The 21,879-nt window shown below is 38.5% G+C and carries 16 protein-coding genes; 15 read left to right on the forward strand and 1 reads right to left on the reverse strand.

Annotated features, from left to right (window positions below):
- Window positions 1–76: 76 nt before the first annotated feature.
- The 3 genes from prpF (at window position 77) to LT090_RS07120 (ending at window position 2,363) form a co-directional block, all read left to right on the forward strand.
- Window positions 77–1,255 (forward strand): 2-methylaconitate cis-trans isomerase PrpF, encoded by a 1,179-nt coding sequence (gene prpF, locus LT090_RS07110; RefSeq protein WP_068545241.1) that lies wholly within the window; start codon window positions 77–79, stop codon window positions 1,253–1,255.
- A 142-nt stretch (window positions 1,256–1,397) separates the two neighbouring features.
- Window positions 1,398–1,913, forward strand: coding sequence for a GNAT family N-acetyltransferase (locus LT090_RS07115; RefSeq protein ID WP_068545242.1), 516 nt, complete (start codon window positions 1,398–1,400; stop codon window positions 1,911–1,913).
- Window positions 1,914–1,925: 12 nt separating this feature from the next.
- The gene (locus LT090_RS07120) at window positions 1,926–2,363 is read left to right on the forward strand and encodes a hypothetical protein (RefSeq protein ID WP_068545243.1); all 438 of its coding nucleotides are present in this window, start codon (window positions 1,926–1,928) and stop codon (window positions 2,361–2,363) included.
- A gap of 115 nt (window positions 2,364–2,478) precedes the next feature.
- Here LT090_RS07120 and LT090_RS07125 read toward each other — a convergent pair whose 3' ends face one another.
- Window positions 2,479–4,557 carry an amidohydrolase family protein gene (locus LT090_RS07125; protein WP_068545244.1) on the reverse strand — a complete coding sequence of 693 codons (2,079 nt, stop codon included), beginning with the start codon at window positions 4,555–4,557 and terminating at the stop codon, window positions 2,479–2,481.
- Window positions 4,558–4,895: 338 nt separating this feature from the next.
- Between LT090_RS07125 and LT090_RS07130 the strand changes: the two genes are divergently transcribed.
- The 12 genes from LT090_RS07130 (at window position 4,896) to LT090_RS07185 (ending at window position 21,793) form a co-directional block, all read left to right on the forward strand.
- Entirely contained in the window at window positions 4,896–5,507 is a 612-nt protein-coding gene (locus tag LT090_RS07130; RefSeq protein ID WP_068545245.1) for a DUF2057 domain-containing protein, read from the forward strand.
- Window position 5,508: 1 nt separating this feature from the next.
- Complete coding sequence (locus tag LT090_RS07135; RefSeq protein WP_068545246.1) at window positions 5,509–6,207, forward strand: SIMPL domain-containing protein; 699 nt, start codon at window positions 5,509–5,511, stop codon at window positions 6,205–6,207.
- A 106-nt stretch (window positions 6,208–6,313) separates the two neighbouring features.
- A complete protein-coding gene (locus LT090_RS07140) occupies window positions 6,314–6,772 on the forward strand; it encodes a GAF domain-containing protein (RefSeq protein WP_068545247.1) in 459 nt (152 codons plus the stop codon).
- 28 nt (window positions 6,773–6,800) lie between these two features.
- Window positions 6,801–7,088, forward strand: a complete 288-nt coding sequence (locus LT090_RS07145) for a hypothetical protein (protein ID WP_068545248.1) — start codon at window positions 6,801–6,803, stop codon at window positions 7,086–7,088.
- A 20-nt stretch (window positions 7,089–7,108) separates the two neighbouring features.
- Window positions 7,109–7,747 (forward strand): RNA chaperone ProQ, encoded by a 639-nt coding sequence (gene proQ / locus LT090_RS07150; protein WP_068545249.1) that lies wholly within the window; start codon window positions 7,109–7,111, stop codon window positions 7,745–7,747.
- A 19-nt stretch (window positions 7,748–7,766) separates the two neighbouring features.
- Window positions 7,767–9,803: a carboxy terminal-processing peptidase gene (gene prc, locus LT090_RS07155; RefSeq protein WP_068545250.1), complete on the forward strand. Its 2,037-nt coding sequence runs from the start codon at window positions 7,767–7,769 to the stop codon at window positions 9,801–9,803.
- 342 nt (window positions 9,804–10,145) lie between these two features.
- The gene (locus LT090_RS07160) at window positions 10,146–11,651 is read left to right on the forward strand and encodes a Na+/H+ antiporter NhaC family protein (protein ID WP_068545251.1); all 1,506 of its coding nucleotides are present in this window, start codon (window positions 10,146–10,148) and stop codon (window positions 11,649–11,651) included.
- Between the two features lie 191 nt (window positions 11,652–11,842).
- Window positions 11,843–14,437 carry an aminopeptidase N gene (pepN, locus tag LT090_RS07165; protein ID WP_068545252.1) on the forward strand — a complete coding sequence of 865 codons (2,595 nt, stop codon included), beginning with the start codon at window positions 11,843–11,845 and terminating at the stop codon, window positions 14,435–14,437.
- A gap of 512 nt (window positions 14,438–14,949) precedes the next feature.
- A complete protein-coding gene (locus tag LT090_RS07170; RefSeq protein WP_068545253.1) occupies window positions 14,950–16,995 on the forward strand; it encodes a DUF1302 domain-containing protein in 2,046 nt (681 codons plus the stop codon).
- Window positions 16,996–17,005: 10 nt separating this feature from the next.
- Complete coding sequence (locus LT090_RS07175; protein WP_068545254.1) at window positions 17,006–18,370, forward strand: DUF1329 domain-containing protein; 1,365 nt, start codon at window positions 17,006–17,008, stop codon at window positions 18,368–18,370.
- Window positions 18,371–18,458: 88 nt separating this feature from the next.
- Window positions 18,459–19,466: a WD40/YVTN/BNR-like repeat-containing protein gene (locus LT090_RS07180; protein WP_068545255.1), complete on the forward strand. Its 1,008-nt coding sequence runs from the start codon at window positions 18,459–18,461 to the stop codon at window positions 19,464–19,466.
- Between the two features lie 5 nt (window positions 19,467–19,471).
- Window positions 19,472–21,793, forward strand: a complete 2,322-nt coding sequence (locus tag LT090_RS07185; protein WP_415918827.1) for an efflux RND transporter permease subunit — start codon at window positions 19,472–19,474, stop codon at window positions 21,791–21,793.
- The last annotated feature ends 86 nt before the right edge of the window (window positions 21,794–21,879 follow it).

Here is a 21,879-nt window from a genome sequence, read left to right on the forward strand (position 1 = left end):
ATGGATGAATTAACACAGATTGACTATGGATAGTTTAAATTTTGTTATAAGAAACAAATAATAAAAGGAGAGAGCAATGGCTCACGTTCCTCAAGTAAAGATCCCGGCTACTTATATTCGTGGTGGCACATCAAAAGGGGTTTTCTTTAATTTGACTGATTTACCCGAGCGCTGTCAGGTACCTGGTGAAGCACGAGATAATATGTTGCTTCGTGTTATTGGTTCACCGGATCCATACGGTAAACAAACTGATGGTATGGGCGGCGCTACGTCATCTACCTCTAAAACTGTAATTTTAGCGAAATCTGAACAAGCAGATCACGACGTTGATTATTTGTTCGGTCAAGTGGCGATAGACAAAGCCTTTGTTGATTGGTCAGGTAATTGCGGTAACTTGACTGCTGCGGTTGGTTCATTTGCGATTATGTCAGGTATTGTTGACCCAGCTCGAATTCCAGAAAATGGTGTTTGTACGGTTCGCATTTGGCAAAAAAATATTCAAAAAACTATCGTTGCACAAGTACCAATCACTAATGGAGAAGTACAAGAGACGGGTAGTTTTGAATTAGACGGCGTTACGTTCCCTGCTGCAGAAGTGCCAGTGGAATTTATCGCCCCAGTTGACCCTAGCGAAGCAATGTTTCCAACAGGAAATATTGTTGATGATTTAGAAGTTCCAGGCATTGGCACATTCAAAGCAACGATGATCAACGCAGGGATCCCAACAATTTTCTTAAATGCAGATGAAATTGGTTACCAAGGTACAGAGCTGCAAGAAGCAATTAATGGTAGCGATGAAATCCTTGCCTGGTTTGAAACCGTACGAGCGCACGGTGCGATTAAAATGGGGTTAATTAGCAATGTTGAAGAAGCGAAAGCTCGTCAGCATACACCTAAAGTTGCCTTTGTGTCTCCGGCAAAAGCTTACACCTCATCAAGTGGTAAAGACATTAATGATACTGACATCGACTTAAATGTTCGTGCATTGTCTATGGGTAAACTACACCATGCGATGATGGGCACTGCAGCAGTTGCCATTGGCACCGCTGCAGCGATACCCGGTACGCTAGTTAATTTAGCTGCTGGTGGTGGTGAACGTGGTTCAGTTACCTTCGGGCACCCATCAGGCACACTAAAAGTTGGCGCTGAAGCATCACAAATCGACGGCAATTGGACAGTAAATAAAGCTATCATGAGTCGTAGTGCACGTGTGCTTATGGAAGGCTGGGTTCGTATTCCAGGTGATTGTTTCTAGCCAGATAATTATTAAGTACTCGCTAAAGGCCTGCATTAGCAGGCTTTTTTTATTATTCAATGATGAGAAATTATTATTGCTTTGCCGGTAAGAATAATAGTAATTTAGTAATAGAACATTACTAGATACTAAAAATTTATTTATGAGCAATACTTTGCTAATTACAAGCCAATATAACGCGGTATACAGTGCTGAAGATATCAATACCGTGGTAAATCTTGCAGATGTGATTTGGCACCAGCATTACACGCCTATTATTGGTCGAGAACAGGTACTTTATATGCTGGACAAATTTCATACTGCTACTGCAGTCAATGAACAAATCCACGAACAAAATTTTCAGTATTATCTCATTCAGTATCAAGGAAACAATGTTGGTTATTTGGCGATACAGCAACGTAAGCAAGAGTTGTTTTTAAGTAAAATCTATTTATTGTCATCAATGCGCGGTAAAGGAATCGGTAAACAAGCAATGGAGTTCATCAAAGAACAAGCAAAATCACTCAACTGTGAGGCAATATCGCTTACCGTAAATAAACATAATACTGACACCATAGCGGCCTATAAAAAAATAGGTTTTGTTAAAACTGGTGAAGCTGTTTTTGACATTGGTAATTCTTTTGTTATGGACGATTATCTAATGAGTTTATCGCTGTAGAGAGAACAACATATGAGACCACATATTCGTCAAATTAGTCTTAGTCAATCTATCGATGTACTCAATTATATCCCTGAGTTTGACGAAAGGTTCGAACTTACCAAAATTAAGGAACGAATTTTAGACAAACAATACCTTGCTTTAGGTGTTGAAGTTGAAGGCATACTTGTTGCGGTTAAGCTTGGATATTTTTTAAATGATAAAGTTTTTTATAGTTGGCTTGGCGGCGTATTACCTAGGTTTCGTCTGCTCGGCTTAGCGCAAAGCCTATTGAATGAACAAGAGCAAATTTTAGCGGCAAAGAATGTTGGCGAAATACAGGTGAAATCAATGAACCGATATCCATCTATGCTACAAATGCTAATAAGTAACCATTATCAAATTTATGATATTGAACCGAATCCAAACTCAGACTTTTTGAAAGTGAAATTTCGAAAATACCTTGTGTGAGAATTGTAATTAACTTTTTAGAATATCCTAAGCGTCATAAACAGCCTATGACGCTTAGTATATTGAACAGAGATAAATAGTCTTTTTACTTACTCACTTCTATCTATTTAAATTTTTAATCGCCATTGGTGACGTTTGGTATTTCAGTGAATGGTTTAATACCAAATTCAGGATAAACCTCACTAGGGTAGTAGAACATACCGCCTTTTGAAACTAATGATATGGTTTTGATTGCTCGAATGTCTGCTACCGGGTCGCCGGGTACCAAGAAAAAGTCAGCAAGTTTGCCTACTTCAATACTACCGAGCTTGTCACCGTACCCTAAGTAGTTTGCCATATCATAAGAGCCTCTTCGTAAAGCCTCTGCATTTGACATGCCAATTTTATTAAATAATTCGAGCTCTCTATGCAGAGCAAAAGCACCACCTAAGTCTGTACCAGGAACAATAAAAATGCCTTTTTTATGCATTAACGTAAGTGTTTCTACAATTTTATTGAATGCCTGCTGGTAAGCTTTATCTTCTGCGTCATCGGCTATATTGAGTAAAGCTACTTTAGCTTGCCTCTGAACGCCTACAGGCATATTGCCGATATAATCAATAGTACCAATACGAGTTTTACCGTTTCGAGCTAAAAGACCAAACTCATGAATCACCATCGTCGGATCAACGGCAATACCTTTCTCAGCCATAGTATTTAGAGTGTTCTGCACTTTTTCATCATTAAGGTCTAAGTCAGCAAAACGTTTCATGCCTGTAATTCGATATAAGGTTCGAGTATCTTCATCTCTATCGAGCACCCAACTAAGCATGGCTTGATTTATATGAGTCACTTCGTCGTAACCAGCAGCAATCATCTCATCGACTGTGGAAAACGCTGGAATATGACCTGAAACTCTCATGCCATGCTGTTTAGCGGCTTTTACCATGGCAGGTACCCATTCGCCATTCACTGAACTGTATATTTTAATTTGAAAGTAGCCACCTTTTTCACCGTACATATTAACTAAATCAACGGCTTCTTGTTCTGTTGCTGCTAATTCTCCGGTGGCATTAGAGTACTCACTTTGACCTTCGATAAAGCCACTTTTTGTAATTCGTGGACCAATAATTTGATTACTGTCAATTCGTTTAATCAACGGATCAAGTAATTTTATTTCATTACCCATGTCCCTTACGGATGTTACTCCTGCCATTACATTGAGTAATGCTTGGTTATCGCTCATGTGACCATGCATTTCATATAGACCTGGAATTAAGGTTCCGCCATTGCCGTCAATTAGCACTTCACCATCTTGGGCATTTTCAACTGACGCTTCGATTGCGCTAATTTTATCATTAATAACAACTACCGATTGAGCAGGAGTGAGTTGCATGTTTATTGGATCAAAAATTCGGACATTATTGATGCGCACGGGTTTGTTGTAATTGTGCGTTGCATTTTTCGCTATTTTGTCAAATCGGCTCGCATTTAAGTTGGCGGCAATATCGCTAAAAGACTTACTGTGTTGTTCTAACCCTTCCCGAATAATAACTGCACGTGGCGATACATAGGCAATCATATGATAGTTATCATCAAGAGCAATATAGCTAGGATCAAGTTCGATACCATTAATCGCGTAAATAGTCGCATTGACTGCTTTACCGTTATTTTCGCTAAGTTCAATGGTTTCTACCGTTGAGATATTGAGTTGTCCTGACGGTAGTGCTGTAAGCGTATTATTTTTACTTTCTAGAAGAGCCACTGCATAGATATATAGTGAATAGGGGCTCGCATTTTGAGCAATATATAATGCTGATTTATCATATTTAGCGTTGCCACTTTCAGCAGTGTTTTTCCAGTGCGAAACACTATCTTTTACACTAAATTGCTCTTCAACCTCATTACCGAATACGGTTTTACCGGTGATCTTCCAATCAATTGGCAAGCCTTTATCGGATAACTGTAAAACTTCGTTGCTACTAGCTCCACGACCGTTATTACTATATGAGTAGTCAATATTCAAAGTTTTACCTTTACGATTGACGGTCATGGTTCCGACATCGGTTCCACCTAATAAGAATCTAAACTTTTCTTGATTGGCAGGAGGAGTGTTTTCAGAGGTTATAGAGTTGGACTGTTTTGTGCAGCTGATAATCGATGTCAGCAACATAGTACAGAACATTAATATGATTGTTTTTATATGTGTTTTCATTTGTATTCAGAACCCCATTTTTGGAACGCATTGTCTATTCTTTTTAGAATACAAAAGGATAGGCAGTAAAAGGAAACTGCGCAAATCCTGCGGTTTAATCGAATAACTTAATTGAAATATGACTTGAATAGTTGGTTTGAATAGCTGATTGGAACGAGATTAATTTATTTGACTAGTATAAAAGGTGGCGCTGAAGCGAAAGTCTAAAGGCTGAAAATAGTGATAAAAGAAATTCACAATTTTATAGGGTTTTCAGATAATTAGATTATACTTCCAGTTAACTGAAAAGTTTACTGCCTTATCAATAACCATATTAACGATTGGATTAAGTCATCAAGATGAATAAATTCACAATAAAATCATTTTATCTATCATTCACACTTTTAGTGTTTTCTACAGTTGTAAGTGCGGCACAGCTTGTCGTCCCTGAGGACTTTGAAGTATTACGTTTAAACGGTGAAGAGTTTTCGACCTCGCTTTTAGCCAAATCAACCACACTTGAACTACCTCCTGGTCAAAACGTCCTGGTACTTAAGTATTCTCAAATGTTTGATGACGACATGGAAGATCACCATATAACCATCAAATCTAAACCATTTATCTTGTTATTTTCAGTGTCAAATGAGAAAAGTTTAACTTTTAGTTACCCAAAACAAACAGATGGTGAATTGGCTCGAGTATATGCTAAGTCACCAGATATAAAGATTCTTGACTCGCAAAATAGGGCTCTTGGAGTGATAAATCAATCACTTTCTAGCTATAACGATTCGGTAATGAAAGAGACGTTAAATCGACGTCAAGAGATTGTAAAAAAGTCACTGGCAGACAAAGATGGTGAAGAGTTTGAAGCAATTGGCCCTGATGAATTGTCAATGCTTAAGTATTGGTGGCAGCAAGCGAGTGAGCAGGATAAACAATTATTTTTACAACACATAAAAGAAAATAAATAACATGAACATTCGAATCTATACCGCGCTACTGCTAATAGGGTTATCTGCATTTACCGCAAACGCCGAAAGTAACCAACAACATGGTATATCGGTAACAGGTAAAGGTGCGATTGCGATTAAACCAGATATTTTTGTGTTTACTGTAACTCTTATGAATAGAGCAGAGTCGAGTAAACAGGCTAAAGATGTTGTCGATAAACAAGCAAAACACTTACTTGAACAAGCAAAAGAAATAGGTGTAGACACTGGTTCCGTTGAAACTGCGCAAATAAACATTCGACCTATCTTTGAGCGTCAACACAATAAACTTGAAAGTGAAAAACCGGTTTACGTCGAAGTATCTAGAAACCTTCGTTTTAATTTAACCAGCATAGAGCACTACGATGCAATTATTGATTTGTCTTTAGGTTTAGATGTTAAAAACATTTCAACATTAAGGTATGAAACAACCAACGCTAATTTGTATTATCAACAAGCGTTAGACGCAGCAATCAAAGATGCACAAAACAAGGCTGCTGATATTGCCAAAAAGTTAAACGTGACATTAGGTGAAGTGTCATATTTCGCGGAAACAGCTCATAATGTTCCTAGATTAATGATGTCAGATAGTGCGGAACTTAAGTCCACCTCATTACAATCAAATCCTGGAAATCAGCAAATAACAGCTGAAATTAAAGTGATTTACCTGATTAACCACTAATTTCATCGTTTAATCTCTAATTAATGTCAAAAATTGCTTTTCAGTGCTTTAATTTAAGGACGCATCAATGTATGTTATGCGTTTTTATTAAGCGGTTTTATAATTAATGGCGAAAACTGAGTTTTATCGAAGCTTGTTAGGACAAGTAAAAGCGATTATTAGTGATGAACATGACGAGATTGCCAATATGGCAAATATCAGTGCCATCGTTTTTAATTCGTTAGATAAAGTAAATTGGGCGGGGTTCTATCGCTTAATTGATAATGAATTAGTACTTGGTCCATTTCAAGGTCAAGTAGCCTGCATAAGGATCCCTGTTGGCAGAGGTGTTTGTGGTACAGCGGTTAGCGAAGCAACTGCCCAATTAGTGACCGATGTACATCAATTTGAAGGGCATATCGCCTGTGATGCAAGTAGCAACAGTGAGGTAGTGATCCCTGTGTATCTGCATGGTAAAATTATTGCCGTATTTGATATCGACAGCACAGAAGTCGCTTATTTTGATGAAGAAGATGTTCGCGGCTTGCAAAACATTGTTCATGCGCTTGAAAATCAATTAAAATAGACGATTAACCTTAAGTGAACAAACATACATGAAAGAATTTGTGGTAATACATGATTTTCTCGTATCTGAAGCAGTTGTTGGTGACTGGGAAGGCGAAGAAGAAACTGTTGCCGAAAATATTAACGAGTTTTATCACACCATATACCAATTGGCGGAAGATGATATAAGCCCGGATGAATTAACACTCTTACTCGATTTAGTATGGGATACCTGGATAGGTCAAGACCATATAGTCGAGATTGAGCATGACGAAATATATGATTGGTGTCGCCATCTATTGGAAAACCGAGACCAATTTCTTGAACAACACAATTAGATTATTAAAAAGTAAATATTATGGAAACTGAAACTAAACGTATTACCAGCAAAGAAATTATCGCGCATTTAGCCGAAAAATTTCCAGCATGCTTCACTGTTGAAGGTAAAGTAAAACCTTTAAAAGTGGGGATTTTTCAAGAGTTGGCTACTGCGTTAGAAGGCGATGAAAAAGTAAGTAAAACTCAACTTCGTCAAGCCCTTCGTCATTACACGTCAAGCTGGCGTTACCTTAAGTCGATTAAAGCTGGTAGTCACCGCGTAAACTTAGAAGGTGTTGACGCTGAACTTATCGATCAAGAGCAAGCTGATTACGCTGCGAAGACGCTTAAAGAGAGCCAAGACAAATTTGCTAACAAAAAAACGCAAGACAAAAAAGAAAATAAAGCTTATAAAGGAACTAAAGCGGACAAATTTGGCTCTACTATGAGTAGCAAGCCTAAAACGAAACCTAATAAAGCAAAAGCGAAGCCAAAAGCGAAAGTTGTTTTGACGCAAGCGGATGCAACAGCATTATCAGTAGGTATGCAGGTTTTAGTTCAGCTTGGTAATTCCCCGTTAGATGCTACTATTACTGAAGTAGCGGGTAAAGATGTAAGCGTTCAATTGAGCTCAGGTATGGTTGTTAAAACCCAGGCCGATAAAATCTTTACCAAATAATTAAATTTGGAGTAGTTGTATGCAGAGTATTTGCAAAATTGCCATAGCCGTATCTCTTTCTTTATCGTCATTAACGGTACTGGCTGACCACAGCAGCATTGAACAGCATGATTTACCTGTGCTAACACAGGAAGTCCAGCATCAAGCCGCGAGTAAGCGAGTTTCGGCAACATTTTCGCGTCATCATTATAAGAAGTTCATGTTTAACGATGACTTATCGTCAGACGTGTTTGATTTATACCTGAAGCAACTCGACTATTCTCGAAATGTATTTTTACAGAGTGATATTAAAGAGTTTGAAAAATATCGTTACAATTTTGACGATATGGTCGCCAGTGGAAAATTAGTTGGTGCCTTTGAAATCTATAATGCAAACGTGCAAAGACGTTTTGAGCGTTATAAATTTGCATTGAGCTTGTTAGAAAAAGAGTTTGATTTTTCGGTTAAAGAAGAATACGAATTTGATCGTGAAGAAGCTGCTTATGTATCTACCCAAGCAGAATTGGATGAATTATGGCGTAAACGTGTAAAATCAGACGCACTGAACCTAAAACTTGCAGGCAAAGATTGGAAAGAAATCCAAAAAGTATTAACGAAACGTTATAACTATGCAATCAAGCGATTGAGCCAAGGCGAAAGTGAAGATGTTTTTCAAGTGGTTATGAACGCTTTTGCTCATACAGTTGAGCCTCATACGTCGTATTTGTCACCGCGTAATGCTGAACGTTTCCAAATGGAAATGAATTTGTCTCTAGAAGGCATTGGTGCTGTATTGCGTGCGGAAGATGATTTTACTGTAATTCAGTCAATTGTCACTGGCGGACCTGCTGACAAATCCAAAAAGCTAAAACCAAAAGATAAAATCGTTGGCGTAGCGCAAGGTGATGGTGAGTTTGAAGATGTTGTTGGCTGGCGTTTAGATGACGTAGTAGACAAAATCAAAGGACCTAAAGGTACCACAGTTCGCTTGCAAGTAGAGAAGGGTGAAGATGATCCTACAATCGAAATAATTTCCATTGTACGTGACACCATTAAACTTGAAGATAGAGCTGCTAAATCTGAAGTTTACGAACAAAAAACAGATGCTGGTGATACAGCAAGCACGAAAAAACTTGGTGTGATCACTATCCCAAGTTTTTACAACAAACTTTCTAGAGACGTAGCCAAAGAAATTGGCAAGTTAAAAGAAGAAGGTGTGCAAGGTATCATTGTAGACTTGCGTGGTAATGGCGGTGGTTCGTTAGTTGAAGCAACATTGTTAACCGGTTTGTTTATTGATAAAGGTCCTGTTGTACAGGTTCGTGATGGCGCTAACCGCGTTGAAGTGAATAAAGATGTTGATGGTTTAAGTTACTACGACGGCCCTGTTACTGTGATGGTTGATCGTTATAGTGCTTCAGCCTCTGAAATATTTGCTGCAGCTCTTCAAGATTATGGTCGTGCAATTATCGTTGGTGAAAACACCTTTGGTAAAGGTACTGTTCAGCAACATCGTGGCCTAGGTCGTGTTTACGACTTATACGATAATGCTTTAGGTAGTATTCAATTTACCATTGCAAAATTCTACAGAATCAATGGTGGTAGTACTCAACACAAAGGTGTTACTCCAGATATTCCGTTCCCTTCGGCAATCGAGCCAAGTGAGTGGGGCGAGAGTCGTGAAGAGAACGCTTTAGAATGGGATAAAATCAATAAAGCGTCTTATGGTCGCATTAATGATTTTACTGATGATATTTCGTATTTAGATTCGTTGCATAAAGAGCGTATTAAATCGGATCCTGAATTTAGTTATTTGGCAGAAGACATTGCTTATTATCGTGAAAACAAAGATAAGAAATCGGCATCGTTAAATTACGAAGAGCGTAAGGCTGAACGTGAAGAAAACAAAGCTAAACGCCTTGATAGAGCGAATAAACGCCTGCTTGCTATGGGAAAAGAGAAAGTGAAATCAGTGGATGATATCCCTGATGAACTAGATGAATTGGACCCGTTCTTAGATGAAACGGCAAAAATTGCCTTTGATTTTCTTGATATTGGCAAATTAGCGAAGAAATAATCGTAATCAAATACTAACTAAAAACCACCTGATTAAGGTGGTTTTTTTTGTCTTAGATTTGGCTATAGAGGGTAAGAAAATTAACTCTTAATAAACAAATTTTTTGTTGTAAATGATTGGTTAGCAAGTGTTTTAGTTTGTTATTTTTGAGCTTAAGTATTCGTTTTTTGTGCATTAATTCAGATATACTCAGAATACAAGATTTAGCGCCTTTAACAAATAGTGTTGTTCATATATTGTTAAATCAAAGTCGTAAAAAATAAATTCAACTAAATGTCGCTTTTACTCAAGTTAGTGTTAACATTTATTTAACAAAAATTATTATCCTTTAGGTACATATTTATGTCAGAAAAACACGTGGTCAAGACGCCGAGTTTACTTGATTCATTAACACCAATCATTGTAATGATTGCATTGTTAACCGCAGCAGTATCATTTTTTAGTGACAATTCCTCTTATGGGCCGAATCAAATAGCGTTGTTACTCTCTGCTGGAGTTGCAATTATTATTGGCTTAAAAAATGGTAATAGTTGGGTTGGAATAGAAAAAGCGATTACCAATGGTATTTCAATTTCATTGGGCGCGGTTTTAATTCTATTAGCAGTAGGCTCTTTGATAGGTACCTGGTTACTTGCAGGTACAGTGCCAACACTAATTTATTATGGTTTGAATATTCTTAACCCTGCTTGGTTTTATGCCGCAACTTGTATTATCTGTGGATTAGTTTCAATGGCTATCGGCAGTTCATGGACAACCGCTGCAACCATTGGTGTCGCGTTGTTAGCCGTTGCCAATGGTCTTGGTCTTGATCCTGCAATTACCGCAGGCGCGGTAATTTCTGGTGCGTATTTTGGCGATAAAATTTCGCCATTGTCAGAAACCACAAACTTAGCACCAGCAGTAGCGGGTTCTGAGTTGTTTGACCATATTCGTTATATGCTTTACACCACGCTTCCTTCTATTGCTACAGCTCTTATATTGTTTGTAATTTTAGGTTTTAATGAAGATGTTGCAGGAACGACAGAAAATGCTTTAGCGTTGAATCAGTTACTGGATAAGCACTTTGATATCAGTGTATTCAATTTAGTACCTTTAGTTATATTGTTAGCTTTGGCAGTAAAAAGAATGCCAGCATTTTTGGCTGTCTCTCTAGGTGCCATTGCAGGTGCTATTTGGGCTATGTTGTTCCAGCAAGAATTTATTATGAGCCTGGCTGCAGAGATGCCGAATGTAGACGAATTAGATGGTTTAAGAGCTTTTGTACTTAGTTTTGTTTCAACAGAAGTATGGGCTAATATCACCGTTGTATGGACTGCATTTTTTGACGGTGTCAGTGTGTCATCGGATAGTGAGATGCTAAATAGTCTATTAAGCCGCGGCGGTATGGCTGGCATGTTAAATACTGTTTGGCTTATTATCTGTGCCTTAACCTTTGGTGCTGTTTTAGAGCATCTTGGTATGTTACGTAAAATAATGGAATCAATATTGGCAGGTGCAAAGTCAGTTGGTGGATTAATCACATCTACCGTTGCAACATGTATTGGTACTAACGTGATCACAGCCGATCAATATATGGCAATTGTAATGCCAGGTCGCATGTATAAAGAAGAATATGAACGCCGTGGTTTAGATCCTGTAGTACTTAGCCGAACGTTAGAAGACTCTGGTACCTTAACTTCGCCACTGATCCCTTGGAATACTTGTGGTGCGTACATGTACTCGGTGCTTGCAGTCAATCCGCTGGAATATATTTTCTACTGTTTCTTCAATTTAATAAACCCTGTACTGGCCTGTATATACGGCTATGCGGGTTACAAAATTAAGATGTTAGCTACGAAAGTTGCATAGTTTACTCTATCGGTTCGCCTAATCGATTTTTTAGGTTTCATGTAATTAATAAAGCCCGACCCTGTCGGGTTTTTTATTGCATATAATTCAATGCTAGGTAGAATTATTAAATTGTTGGTGATGTTTATTAACAAAACAGATAAAGCTTAACTAAATAAAAACTAATCCCATTATCGATATAAGAATTTCCTATGACAGAATTTGCCCCTCGTTATTTAAAAGATTACAGCGCACCAGAATATCAAATAAACACCGTTAATTTAGAAGTTGCATTGAATGATAGTGCTACTTTAGTTACTAATAGCATGAGTATTCAACGTATGGTTACAACCAACGTGCCTCTGGTTTTAGATGGTGAACATATGGTTCTAAAATCAGTTGCTATCAATGGCGCTGAGTTAAGCTCTGATGATTACCAAGTTACCGATTCTGCGCTTACTATTTTTCCAAATGCAGAGCAGTTTGAATTAACCATTATTACCGAATTAAATCCAAGTGCTAATACTGCGCTTGAAGGTCTATATAAATCTGGCGAAGCATATTGTACGCAGTGTGAAGCGGAAGGTTTTCGCCGTATCAGTTACTTTTTAGATCGCCCTGATGTTATGGCCATCTACACAACTAAAGTGATCGCTGATAAAAGCCAATATCCCTATTTGTTGGCCAATGGTAATAAGATTGATGCTGGCGAATTGGATGATGATAAGCATTTTGTTACCTGGCATGATCCGTTTCCTAAACCATGTTATCTATTTGCACTGGTTGCCGGTAATTTCGATTTGTTGACATCAAACTACACCACACGCTCTGGTCGTCAAGTCGCATTAGAGCTATTCGTTGACAAAGGTAATCTATCTCGAGCAGAGCATGCAATGACCTCACTAATAAAGTCAATGCAGTGGGATGAGCAGGTGTTCGATTTAGAGTACGATCTAGATATCTACATGATCGTTGCCGTTGATTTCTTTAATATGGGCGCGATGGAAAATAAAGGATTGAACGTATTTAACTCTAAATACGTATTGGCCGATGATTTATCAGCAACCGATGAAGATTTCTTTAATATTGAAGCTGTCATTGCACACGAGTACTTCCACAACTGGACAGGTAATCGAGTCACCTGTCGCGACTGGTTTCAATTAAGCTTAAAAGAAGGGCTTACGGTTTTTCGTGATCAACAGTTTAGTGGCGATATGAACAGTGCTGCGGTAACCCGCATTAAAAATGTTCGAACTTTACGTTCTTTGCAGTTTGCTGAAGATGCCGGCCCGATGGCTCATCCGATCCGTCCTGAAAAAGTGGTTGAGATGAATAACTTTTATACCATGACGGTTTATGAAAAGGGCGCAGAAGTAATCCGTATGATGCATACCATCTTAGGTAAAGAAGGATTTAAAGCCGGTATAGATTTGTATTTTGACCGTCATGACGGTCAAGCAGTGACTTGTGATGATTTTGTCGCTGCAATGAGTGATGCAAGCAATGTTGATTTATCGACGTTTAAGAATTGGTATAGTCAATCTGGTACACCATCATTGATTGTTACAGATAGCTTCGACCAATCGAACAATCAATACCAAATTAGCGTTAAACAAGTACATCCACAAGCCCATGATAAACAGCAGAAGCAGAATCTGCACATTCCAATTAATCTTGAGTTGCTAGCCACTGAAGCGATTAATGCAGAAGGTAGCACCAAAGCAAATGTTGTTAATGAACTTCTGCACTTAAAAGAGACAGAACAAACATGGACATTTAGCAACATTGATAAACAACCAATCCCTGTACTGCTTGGCAATTTTTCTGCGCCAGTGAAACTTGAGTTTGACTATACAGATGAACAGTTGCTTGCCATCATGGTTAATGCTTCTGACGCATTTAATCGTTGGGATGCAGGCCAAAAACTGTTTGCTCGTTACATCGAAATGTTAGTCAATGATGAAGCGACAGAAGTGCCACAACAAGTTTATGATGCAATTGCCGATATATTAAATTCTGGTGCAGATGAAGCACTGAAAGCAGAGCAGTTAACTTTACCTAGTTTTGATGAGATGGCAGATAGTCTGGACAAAGTAAATGCTGACAAATTGGCCAATGCTCTATCTAGGTTAAAGATTAATATTGCAGCCAAGCTCACCGATGTTTTGTTCGCTACGTATCAGCAATGCAGTAGCACTGAGTTTGCTAAAGATGGAAAGGCAATTGGTAAGCGTGCGCTAAAGAATGTTTGTTTAAATTATTTGGCGTCAGCAAAAGAATTCGACTCTGTGGTCATAGGGCAGTTTAACAATAGTAACAATATGACCGATCAACTTGCTGCGATAAAAGCCGCTGCGTTAAATGACTTACCTTGCTTTGAACAGGTTATGGCCAGCTTCGAACAGCAATGGCAAGATGATACTTTAGTTATGGATAAATGGTTTAGCGTAAATGCATTACATAATCATCCTGATGTTATCAATCGAGTGACGAAACTGTTATCTCATCCTAAATTTAGTTTAGATAACCCAAATAGGGCACGATCACTTATCGGTGCTTTTGCTTTTAGCAATGGTAAATACTTTCATCAACACGATGGCCAAGGTTATCAATTTTTAGCCGATCAAATTGCCAAACTAAATACCATAAACCCACAAGTAGCATCGCGTATTTTGACGCCATTAATTCAATACAAATCGTTTGCTAAAGAGCATCAGCAGCAAATGTTAACTCAGTTACAGCGATTAAATGACATGCCTAATTTGTGCCGTGATTTACAGGAAAAATTAACAGCGACGTTAAATTAACCAACTTTCGGTAGTAGATTAACCAGAGCCAATGCCTAGTCATTGGCTTTTTTTATTATTTTTTTTACGATTTATTCATTAGAAAATAATGGTTAGAGTAATCACTTTAAACACTCTGGTCTGACCATTGCTGTATGACTTTCCCTTAGCTGATATTTAGCGGGCTAGCGCTTATTAGGGCTATTCGTATTTGTTTATTACATTTCAAACGCTTGTTTTAAACACGCACAGGTCTTCTGTCCTAAATAATAGGACAAGTGCCTAATTTTATGAGGTTTATAGCAAGTTATTAGTTGTTGCTATGCGGTTAAATTGGTGTAATTATGTTTTTAGCTATAATTATAAATAATTACTATTTATAACGACTTTATATAACTGTTTTAATTAACAGCTTTATATCAAAAATTAAAAATAATAATAAAACCTAAATGTAATCATCGCTTAAAAAATAGATAGCTTAGAAAAACATCAACAATAAAATTAAGAGTTTTTCTAAATCATGGGAGAAAAACATGAAACCAAGTACGTTTGCCAAATTTGGTAAAAGCAGCATCGCAAAAAGTGTCACTGCCGGTTTGTTAATGCTTAGTGCAACGCAGGCTAACGCAGTTACATTCGAATGGGGTAACATAAGCGGAAGTATCGATTCGACTTTTTCATACGGCGAAAGCTGGCGTACCGAAAATAGAAACTGGGATACAATCGGTAAGTCAAATAATCTACGCAACAATATTGATTGGTCAAATGGCGGGCCTGAACAAGGTGATATTTGGTTGTTAGGAGAGGGTAGCTATTCTACTAATGGTGATTTAGGTAATTTAAATTACGACTCCGGTGAAGCATTCTCTCGCATGTTTAAAGGCTCTCACGAACTTGATATTCAATACTCAGCCGATTGGGGTGATATAGGATTTTTTGGTCGTGGTATGTATTTTTACGATTTTGAAATGATGGATGGTGAACGTCCTTATACTCACCCTGTCACCGGTAAAACCATGGATCCTTGTGATGACGATGATGCTAAAGAAGAAGTATGTCGTGACGTGCGTTTACTTGATGCATTTGTTTTTGCAGACTTTTATATTGGCGATACGCCAGTCAGTATCCGTATTGGTGACCAAGTGATTGGTTGGGGTGAAAGTACCTTGATATCACACGGTATCAGTGAAATAAACCCGGTTGATATTGCGGCTCTACGAGCACCTGGCTCTGAGCTAAAAGAAGCATTTATACCATTTGGTGCGATTTGGGCATCATTTGGTGTAACGGAAAACTTTAACATTGAAGCGTTTTATCAATATCGTTGGGAAAAAACAGTATTACCTGCGCCTGGTAGTTATTTTTCAACCAATGATTTTGCGGGATCCGGTGGCCACTTAAACAACGTGCAATTGGGCTTTGGTGGATTAGTAGATAGAAATTTAGAACAGTTTATTAGTGAGTTAAACGGAATTGGTGATCGACTTCGAGCGGGTGATTTAACTGCAGTTGGAGATTATACGGGGATGCTTACTAACCAAGGTTTAAAAGGTAATGGTAGTCGCGGGGAAAATACGCCGGACGATGGTGGCCAATACGGCTTAAAGTTCTCATATTTCTTCCCTGAACTTAATGACACAGAGCTTGCACTTTATTATATAAATTACCATTCACGTCGTCCTACGTTTTCTGGAATCTCTGCAAATTTGGATCCTACTGCTGTAGGTGCTGATATAGGAATGATTAGTGAAGGTGCAATTACCGAAGATAATTATTTAGATCTTAATTTATTTGGCAAAGCATATTTAAACTACAAAGAAGACATTAAGTTATACGGGTTAAGTTTTAACACCGCAATTGGCTTAACATCAGTTGCTGGTGAAGTATCTTACCGAGAAGATGAACCGTTACAAATCGATGATGTGGAGTTGTTATTTGCCGCGATACCTGACCAGGCATTAAGAGCTGTTGGTACCCCAGAAGTATTGCGACTTTCGCAAATGCCTTATCAATTGCCACAAATGAATGGCGACGTTGAAAGCAGAAACATTCAAGGACATATTGAACTTGATACTGTGCAATACCAAACAACTTTAACTCATCTTTTTGGTCCTAGCTTAGGAGCAGGGCAAATGGTTGGCTTATTTGAAATTGGTGGTATCAATATTCTCGATATGCCAGGTCATGATGAACTAAGACTAAATGGACCTGCTACTGATCGTTCTGGTTCTTCTAGAACAATTATGGAAGCTGTTCAAGATGGCCCTGAAACTAATCCTTTCCCAGATGATTTTGCTTGGGGCTATAAAGTTTTAGTCAAACTTGATTACAGTGATGCGTTTTGGAGTTTGAATGTATCTCCGCGTATAGTATTTTCGCACGATGTTGAAGGAATTACGCCAGATCCATTGTTCTTATTTGTTGAAGAACGTAAGTCAATATCTCTTGGTTTAACCTTTGATTATCAAAGCACCATGTCATTCGACATTAACTACAACAGCTTCTTTGACGGTGTTGGTACGACCAACCAACTTGAAGATCGTGATTTCGTTTCATTCAACTTTAAATATTCAATCTAGGAGCTATCGCATGAATAAAATAACAACGCTATCTCTTGCCATAACTCTAGCTGTTTCAGCAGTGAGTGTATCGGCAAAAGTAACGCCAGAAGAAGCAGCAAAAATTGGTAAAGAGCTTACACCGATGGGCTCTGAAATGGCAGGTAATGCTGACGGCTCAATTCCGGCATGGACAGGTGGGATAACTAAACCTGTTGACGGTTATAAAGTTGGCGATCATCATCCTGATCCATACCCTAACGACAAAGTTCAAATGACCTTAACTGCACAAAATTATGAGCAATACGCTGATCTGTTAAGCCCTGGGCAACAACAGTTGTTCAAGACATACCCTGAAACGTTTAAAATGAATGTTTATCAAACTCGTCGCAGTGCTTCATACCCACAATACGTTTATGATGAAACATTGAATAATGCAACTCGCACTGAGTTGATTCAAAACGGTAATGGTATAACTAAAGCGGCAGTTGGTGTACCTTTTCCAATTCCAGCTAATGGTTTAGAAGTTATTTGGAACCATACATTACGCTATCGTGGTGAGCAGGTCGCTCGAGAGGGTGGTCAAGCGGCACCGACGCCTTCTGGTAGTTATACATATATTGGCTTTGCTGAATCTTTAATGCTGCCATACAGCGTTAAAGGAGCAAATTACGATGAACTTGAAAAGACCAATATTTTATTTAAGTTTAAACAACAGGTTTCAGAACCTGCACGTTTAGCTGGCACTGCATTATTGGTACATGAAACCATGGACCAAGTTAAAACACCTCGTCAAGCATGGACATATAACACCGGGCAACGACGTGTTCGTCGTGCACCAAACGTTGCTTATGATGCACCAGGTACAGCAGCTGACGGCTTAAGAACTACAGATGATTTCGATATGTTTAACGGCGCGCCAGATAGATATACATGGACGCTAAAAGGTAAACAAGAATTACTAATTCCTTACAATGATTATCGTTTACATTCAGATAAAGTTAAGTATGACGATATCTTACAAGCGGGTCATATTAATCCTGAATTAGTTCGATACGAGAAACATCGTGTTTGGGTTGTTGAAGCGAAATTAAAATCTGGCACTAGTCATGTATATAAAACTCGTACGTTCTATATTGACGAAGATAGCTGGCAAGTTTCGGTCACTGATATGTATGACAACCGTGATCAACTTTACCGTGTAGCTATGGCTCATGCAGTGAATTATTACGAAGTTCCTACACAGTGGTCTACACTTGAAGTATATCATGATTTTCAGTCGCGACGTTATATCGCAATTGGCTTAGATAATGAACATAAAATGTACGATTTTCAAACGGAATTACGCGAGCGTGATTTCACCTCGTCGGCATTACGTCGCGCAGGTCGTCGTTAACAGCTCTTTGATAGCGAGACTATCGTAGACAGAAAAACGGTTGGCCTTGCCAACCGTTTTCATTTTGAATATTTGGTAATGAGAGTTTATGCAAAGTAAAAAAAATTTACTGTTTATATTAGCAATGATGCTAATGCCCGCCAAAGCAGAGTTGCAGCCCGTTGCAGCAGAGTTACATGCTTTATCGTCTAAGTCACTTATGCTTGATGTCTACTCCATCGCTGATAAACGTTTAGTTGCCGTCGGTGAGAGGGGGCATATATTGGTATCAGATGATGGTCAGCAGTGGCAACAAAAAGCGTCACCAGTAAACTCGACGTTGACCAAAGTATTTTTTATCAATGAACAGTTAGGTTGGGCCGTCGGTCACGACTCTGCAATTATTCATACTAACGATGGCGGAACAACTTGGCAGGTCCAAAATTATCAACCTTCAAAAGAACGTCCTTTTTTAGATTTGCACTTTAGCGATGAAAATAACGGTGTAGCCGTTGGCGCATACGGACTATTTTATCGGACTAACGACGGCGGGAAAAGTTGGAAACAGGAGTATCACTTAGAATTACTCAATGAAGATGATCGCTTATATTTAGAAGAAACTAAAGAATACGATCCAGAAATTTATCAGGAAGAAATTGCCAGCATCTTGCCACACTTTAATCGAATTATGAGCTTAGAAAATGTGTGGTATTTAGTTGGTGAGTTAGGAATGATGGCGACAAGTGATGATCAAGGTAAGAACTGGTCGTTAATGGACGAGATATATTTTGGTTCTTTCTTTGATATTAATGCCATAAACAGCAAAAATCTGTTGGTTGCGGGGCTGCGTGGTAACTTGTTTTACAGTGGTGATAGCGGAAAGTCTTGGCAAGAAATCGAAACAAATACCATCGCGTTAATGAACGATATTGTGGTAAATGACAAAGGCAATGTCGTGGTGTTAGCCAATAGCGGCGTGATCTTAAAGAGTGACAACGGTACAAGTTTTACCACTCAAGTAGAAGAAGATGGTAAAGCCTTAATTGCTGGTGTTTGGTTTAACAACAAGTTGATTGTTGCCAGTGAAGTTGGCATGAAAGTAGTGGAGCTTCAATAATGGCGATTAAGAAATTTTTAACTCATATCGAACGAAACATATTCCGTTTTCGTTTTACCGTTTTAGGTATCTTTTTATTTATTACTGGTTATTTGTTTGCACAAGCATTAAGCATCAAGTTAGACGCCTCGTTTGAGAAAAATATTCCTCTACAGCATAGTTATATGAAAACCTATTTAAAGCACCAAGTTAATTTTGGTGGTGCCAACAATGTTTTGATATCGGTATGTAATACAGATGGCGATATATTCAATGAAGGCTTTTTTAATACCTTAAAAGGCGTTCACGATCAGTTATTCTTTATCCCCGGTGTTAACCGAATTTTGGTTAATTCTTTGTATTCACCATCAACTCGATTTGTTGAAGTGGTGGAAGATGGATTTGCTGGTGGTCCGGTGATTCCAGCGGACTTTCAGCCAAATGAACAAGGCTTGGCGATTGTAAAAGGCAATATCGAAAAAGCGGGTATTGTCGGTAGCATAGTTTCTGATGATTACAGTTGTGCGATGGTGAAAACATCATTGATGGAAATCGATCCTGATACTGGTAAGAAATTAGATACATTAAAGCTAGCCGGCCAATTGGAAGATGAAATTCGCGGTACTTTTGAAAAAGATAATATTAGTATTCATGTCATTGGTTTTGCGAAAATGGTCGGTGATATCGCCAACGGAGCAAAAGGCGTAGTCACTTTCTTTGCTATCGCCATTTTAATTACCGCCATAATGGTATATTTCTTCTGTAACTCCATTACTTTAACGTTACTGCCAATCAGTTGTTCGTTAATTGCCGTTGTGTGGCAATTAGGCATGTTAAATCAGCTAGGTTTTGGTCTCGATCCGATGTCGATATTGGTGCCATTTTTAGTCTTTGCCATTGGCGTCAGCCACGGTGTACAGATGATCAATGCGATATCAAAAGAAGTTGCTAAAGGAAACACTGCTCATCAGGCAGCACAATTGAGCTTTAGACGTTTATTAGTGCCGGGCGGCATTGCATTGTTATCAGATACAGTAGGATTTTTGACACTACTGGCGATTGATATTGGTATTATCCGCGAACTTGCTATTGCTGCGTCTTTAGGTGTTGGATTAATTATCTTCACTAATTTACTGCTGTTACCAATATTAGTGTCATTTGTGCGCTTCGATATTAAAGAGCAGCAACAAATTGCAAAAAACGCCGATCACAAATTGATGAACCGATTATTGTGGAAAAAGGCTGATATCGTAACAAGAGAAAAACCTGCGAAAATCATTCTAGCATTTACAGCATTGTTATTTGCTTGGGGTTATTATCAATCAAACGACTTGAAAATAGGGGAGTTACATGCAGGAGCACCTGCGCTCCATGAGGATTCTCGTTATAACCAAGATACGTTCTTAATTACTTCGAAATACGCGATTAGCGTTGATTATATGTCGATCGTTGTTGAAACCTATGAAAGTTCATGTATCTATCATGAGGTGCTTGATAGGATAGATACAATGCAATGGCGCATGGAAAATATTGCAGGTGTTCAGTCAGCAGTGTCCTTAGCAAGTGTCGCTAAGATAGTTAACTCAGGTTACAACGAGGGTAATAAGCGCTGGCAAGTACTTTCTAGAAATCAGCAATCGTTAGTGCAATCAATTGCTAGAGTGCCATCAACTAGCGGATTGTTGAATACCGATTGTTCGGCAATGCCAATTATCCTATTTTTACAAGATCATAAAGCGGAAACCATTAATGGCATTGTAAAAGCAGTTAAAGAAAATGCTGAGCTACTTAATACCGATAAAATCAAGTTCAAATTAGCATCAGGCCCAGTTGGTGTTATGGCGGCAACCAATGAAGCGGTTGAAGAAGCACAATTGCCAATGATGATTTATGTTTATGGTGCGGTAACCTTGTTGTGTTTGATAAGTTTCCGCTCTGTACGTGCAACGATAGTCGTTGTTGCGCCACTTTATGTGGTATCTACCTTAGCACAGGCATTAATGACGTTTTTAGATATTGGATTGACCGTATCAACTCTGCCAGTTATCGCACTAGGTGTCGGTATCGGTGTCGATTATGGTATCTATATACTATCGACCATGAGTTTGAAATTGAAACAAGGTGAGACCATGGCACAGGCGTATCTATCTGCGTTAAAAGAGCGTGGTAGTGCGGTACTGATAACCGGTGTTACGCTGGCGATAGGTGTATCAACTTGGTTCTTCTCAGATCTAAAGTTCCAAGTAGATATGGGAATCTTACTTACCTTTATGTTCTTAGTAAATATGTTGGCAGCGATCATCATTTTACCGGCGCTTTCAACATTCTTATGGCGAGAGAAAAAATAATCTACAATTAAACTTGTTGAATTCGACATTAAAGTCGTTTTCAACAAGCATTACACTCTTAATCATAAAAAAAAATTATGCAGTTA

This window comes from Thalassotalea crassostreae (assembly GCF_001831495.1).
In the GTDB taxonomy this organism is placed as follows: Bacteria; Pseudomonadota; Gammaproteobacteria; order Enterobacterales; family Alteromonadaceae; genus Thalassotalea_A; species Thalassotalea_A crassostreae.

What these genes read in the sequence shown, in the direction of transcription:
- LT090_RS07130 (WP_068545245.1), top strand. Translation starts at nt 4,896, where the DNA reads ATGAATAAATTCACAATAAAATCATTTTATCTATCATTCACACTTTTA.
- prc (WP_068545250.1), top strand. Translation starts at nt 7,767, where the DNA reads ATGCAGAGTATTTGCAAAATTGCCATAGCCGTATCTCTTTCTTTATCG.
- LT090_RS07160 (WP_068545251.1), top strand. Translation starts at nt 10,146, where the DNA reads ATGTCAGAAAAACACGTGGTCAAGACGCCGAGTTTACTTGATTCATTA.
- LT090_RS07125 (WP_068545244.1), bottom strand. Translation starts at nt 4,557, where the DNA reads ATGAAAACACATATAAAAACAATCATATTAATGTTCTGTACTATGTTG.
- LT090_RS07120 (WP_068545243.1), top strand. Translation starts at nt 1,926, where the DNA reads ATGAGACCACATATTCGTCAAATTAGTCTTAGTCAATCTATCGATGTA.
- LT090_RS07180 (WP_068545255.1), top strand. Translation starts at nt 18,459, where the DNA reads ATGCAAAGTAAAAAAAATTTACTGTTTATATTAGCAATGATGCTAATG.
- LT090_RS07145 (WP_068545248.1), top strand. Translation starts at nt 6,801, where the DNA reads ATGAAAGAATTTGTGGTAATACATGATTTTCTCGTATCTGAAGCAGTT.
- LT090_RS07135 (WP_068545246.1), top strand. Translation starts at nt 5,509, where the DNA reads ATGAACATTCGAATCTATACCGCGCTACTGCTAATAGGGTTATCTGCA.
- prpF (WP_068545241.1), top strand. Translation starts at nt 77, where the DNA reads ATGGCTCACGTTCCTCAAGTAAAGATCCCGGCTACTTATATTCGTGGT.
- proQ (WP_068545249.1), top strand. Translation starts at nt 7,109, where the DNA reads ATGGAAACTGAAACTAAACGTATTACCAGCAAAGAAATTATCGCGCAT.
- LT090_RS07170 (WP_068545253.1), top strand. Translation starts at nt 14,950, where the DNA reads ATGAAACCAAGTACGTTTGCCAAATTTGGTAAAAGCAGCATCGCAAAA.
- LT090_RS07115 (WP_068545242.1), top strand. Translation starts at nt 1,398, where the DNA reads ATGAGCAATACTTTGCTAATTACAAGCCAATATAACGCGGTATACAGT.
- LT090_RS07175 (WP_068545254.1), top strand. Translation starts at nt 17,006, where the DNA reads ATGAATAAAATAACAACGCTATCTCTTGCCATAACTCTAGCTGTTTCA.
- LT090_RS07140 (WP_068545247.1), top strand. Translation starts at nt 6,314, where the DNA reads ATGGCGAAAACTGAGTTTTATCGAAGCTTGTTAGGACAAGTAAAAGCG.
- pepN (WP_068545252.1), top strand. Translation starts at nt 11,843, where the DNA reads ATGACAGAATTTGCCCCTCGTTATTTAAAAGATTACAGCGCACCAGAA.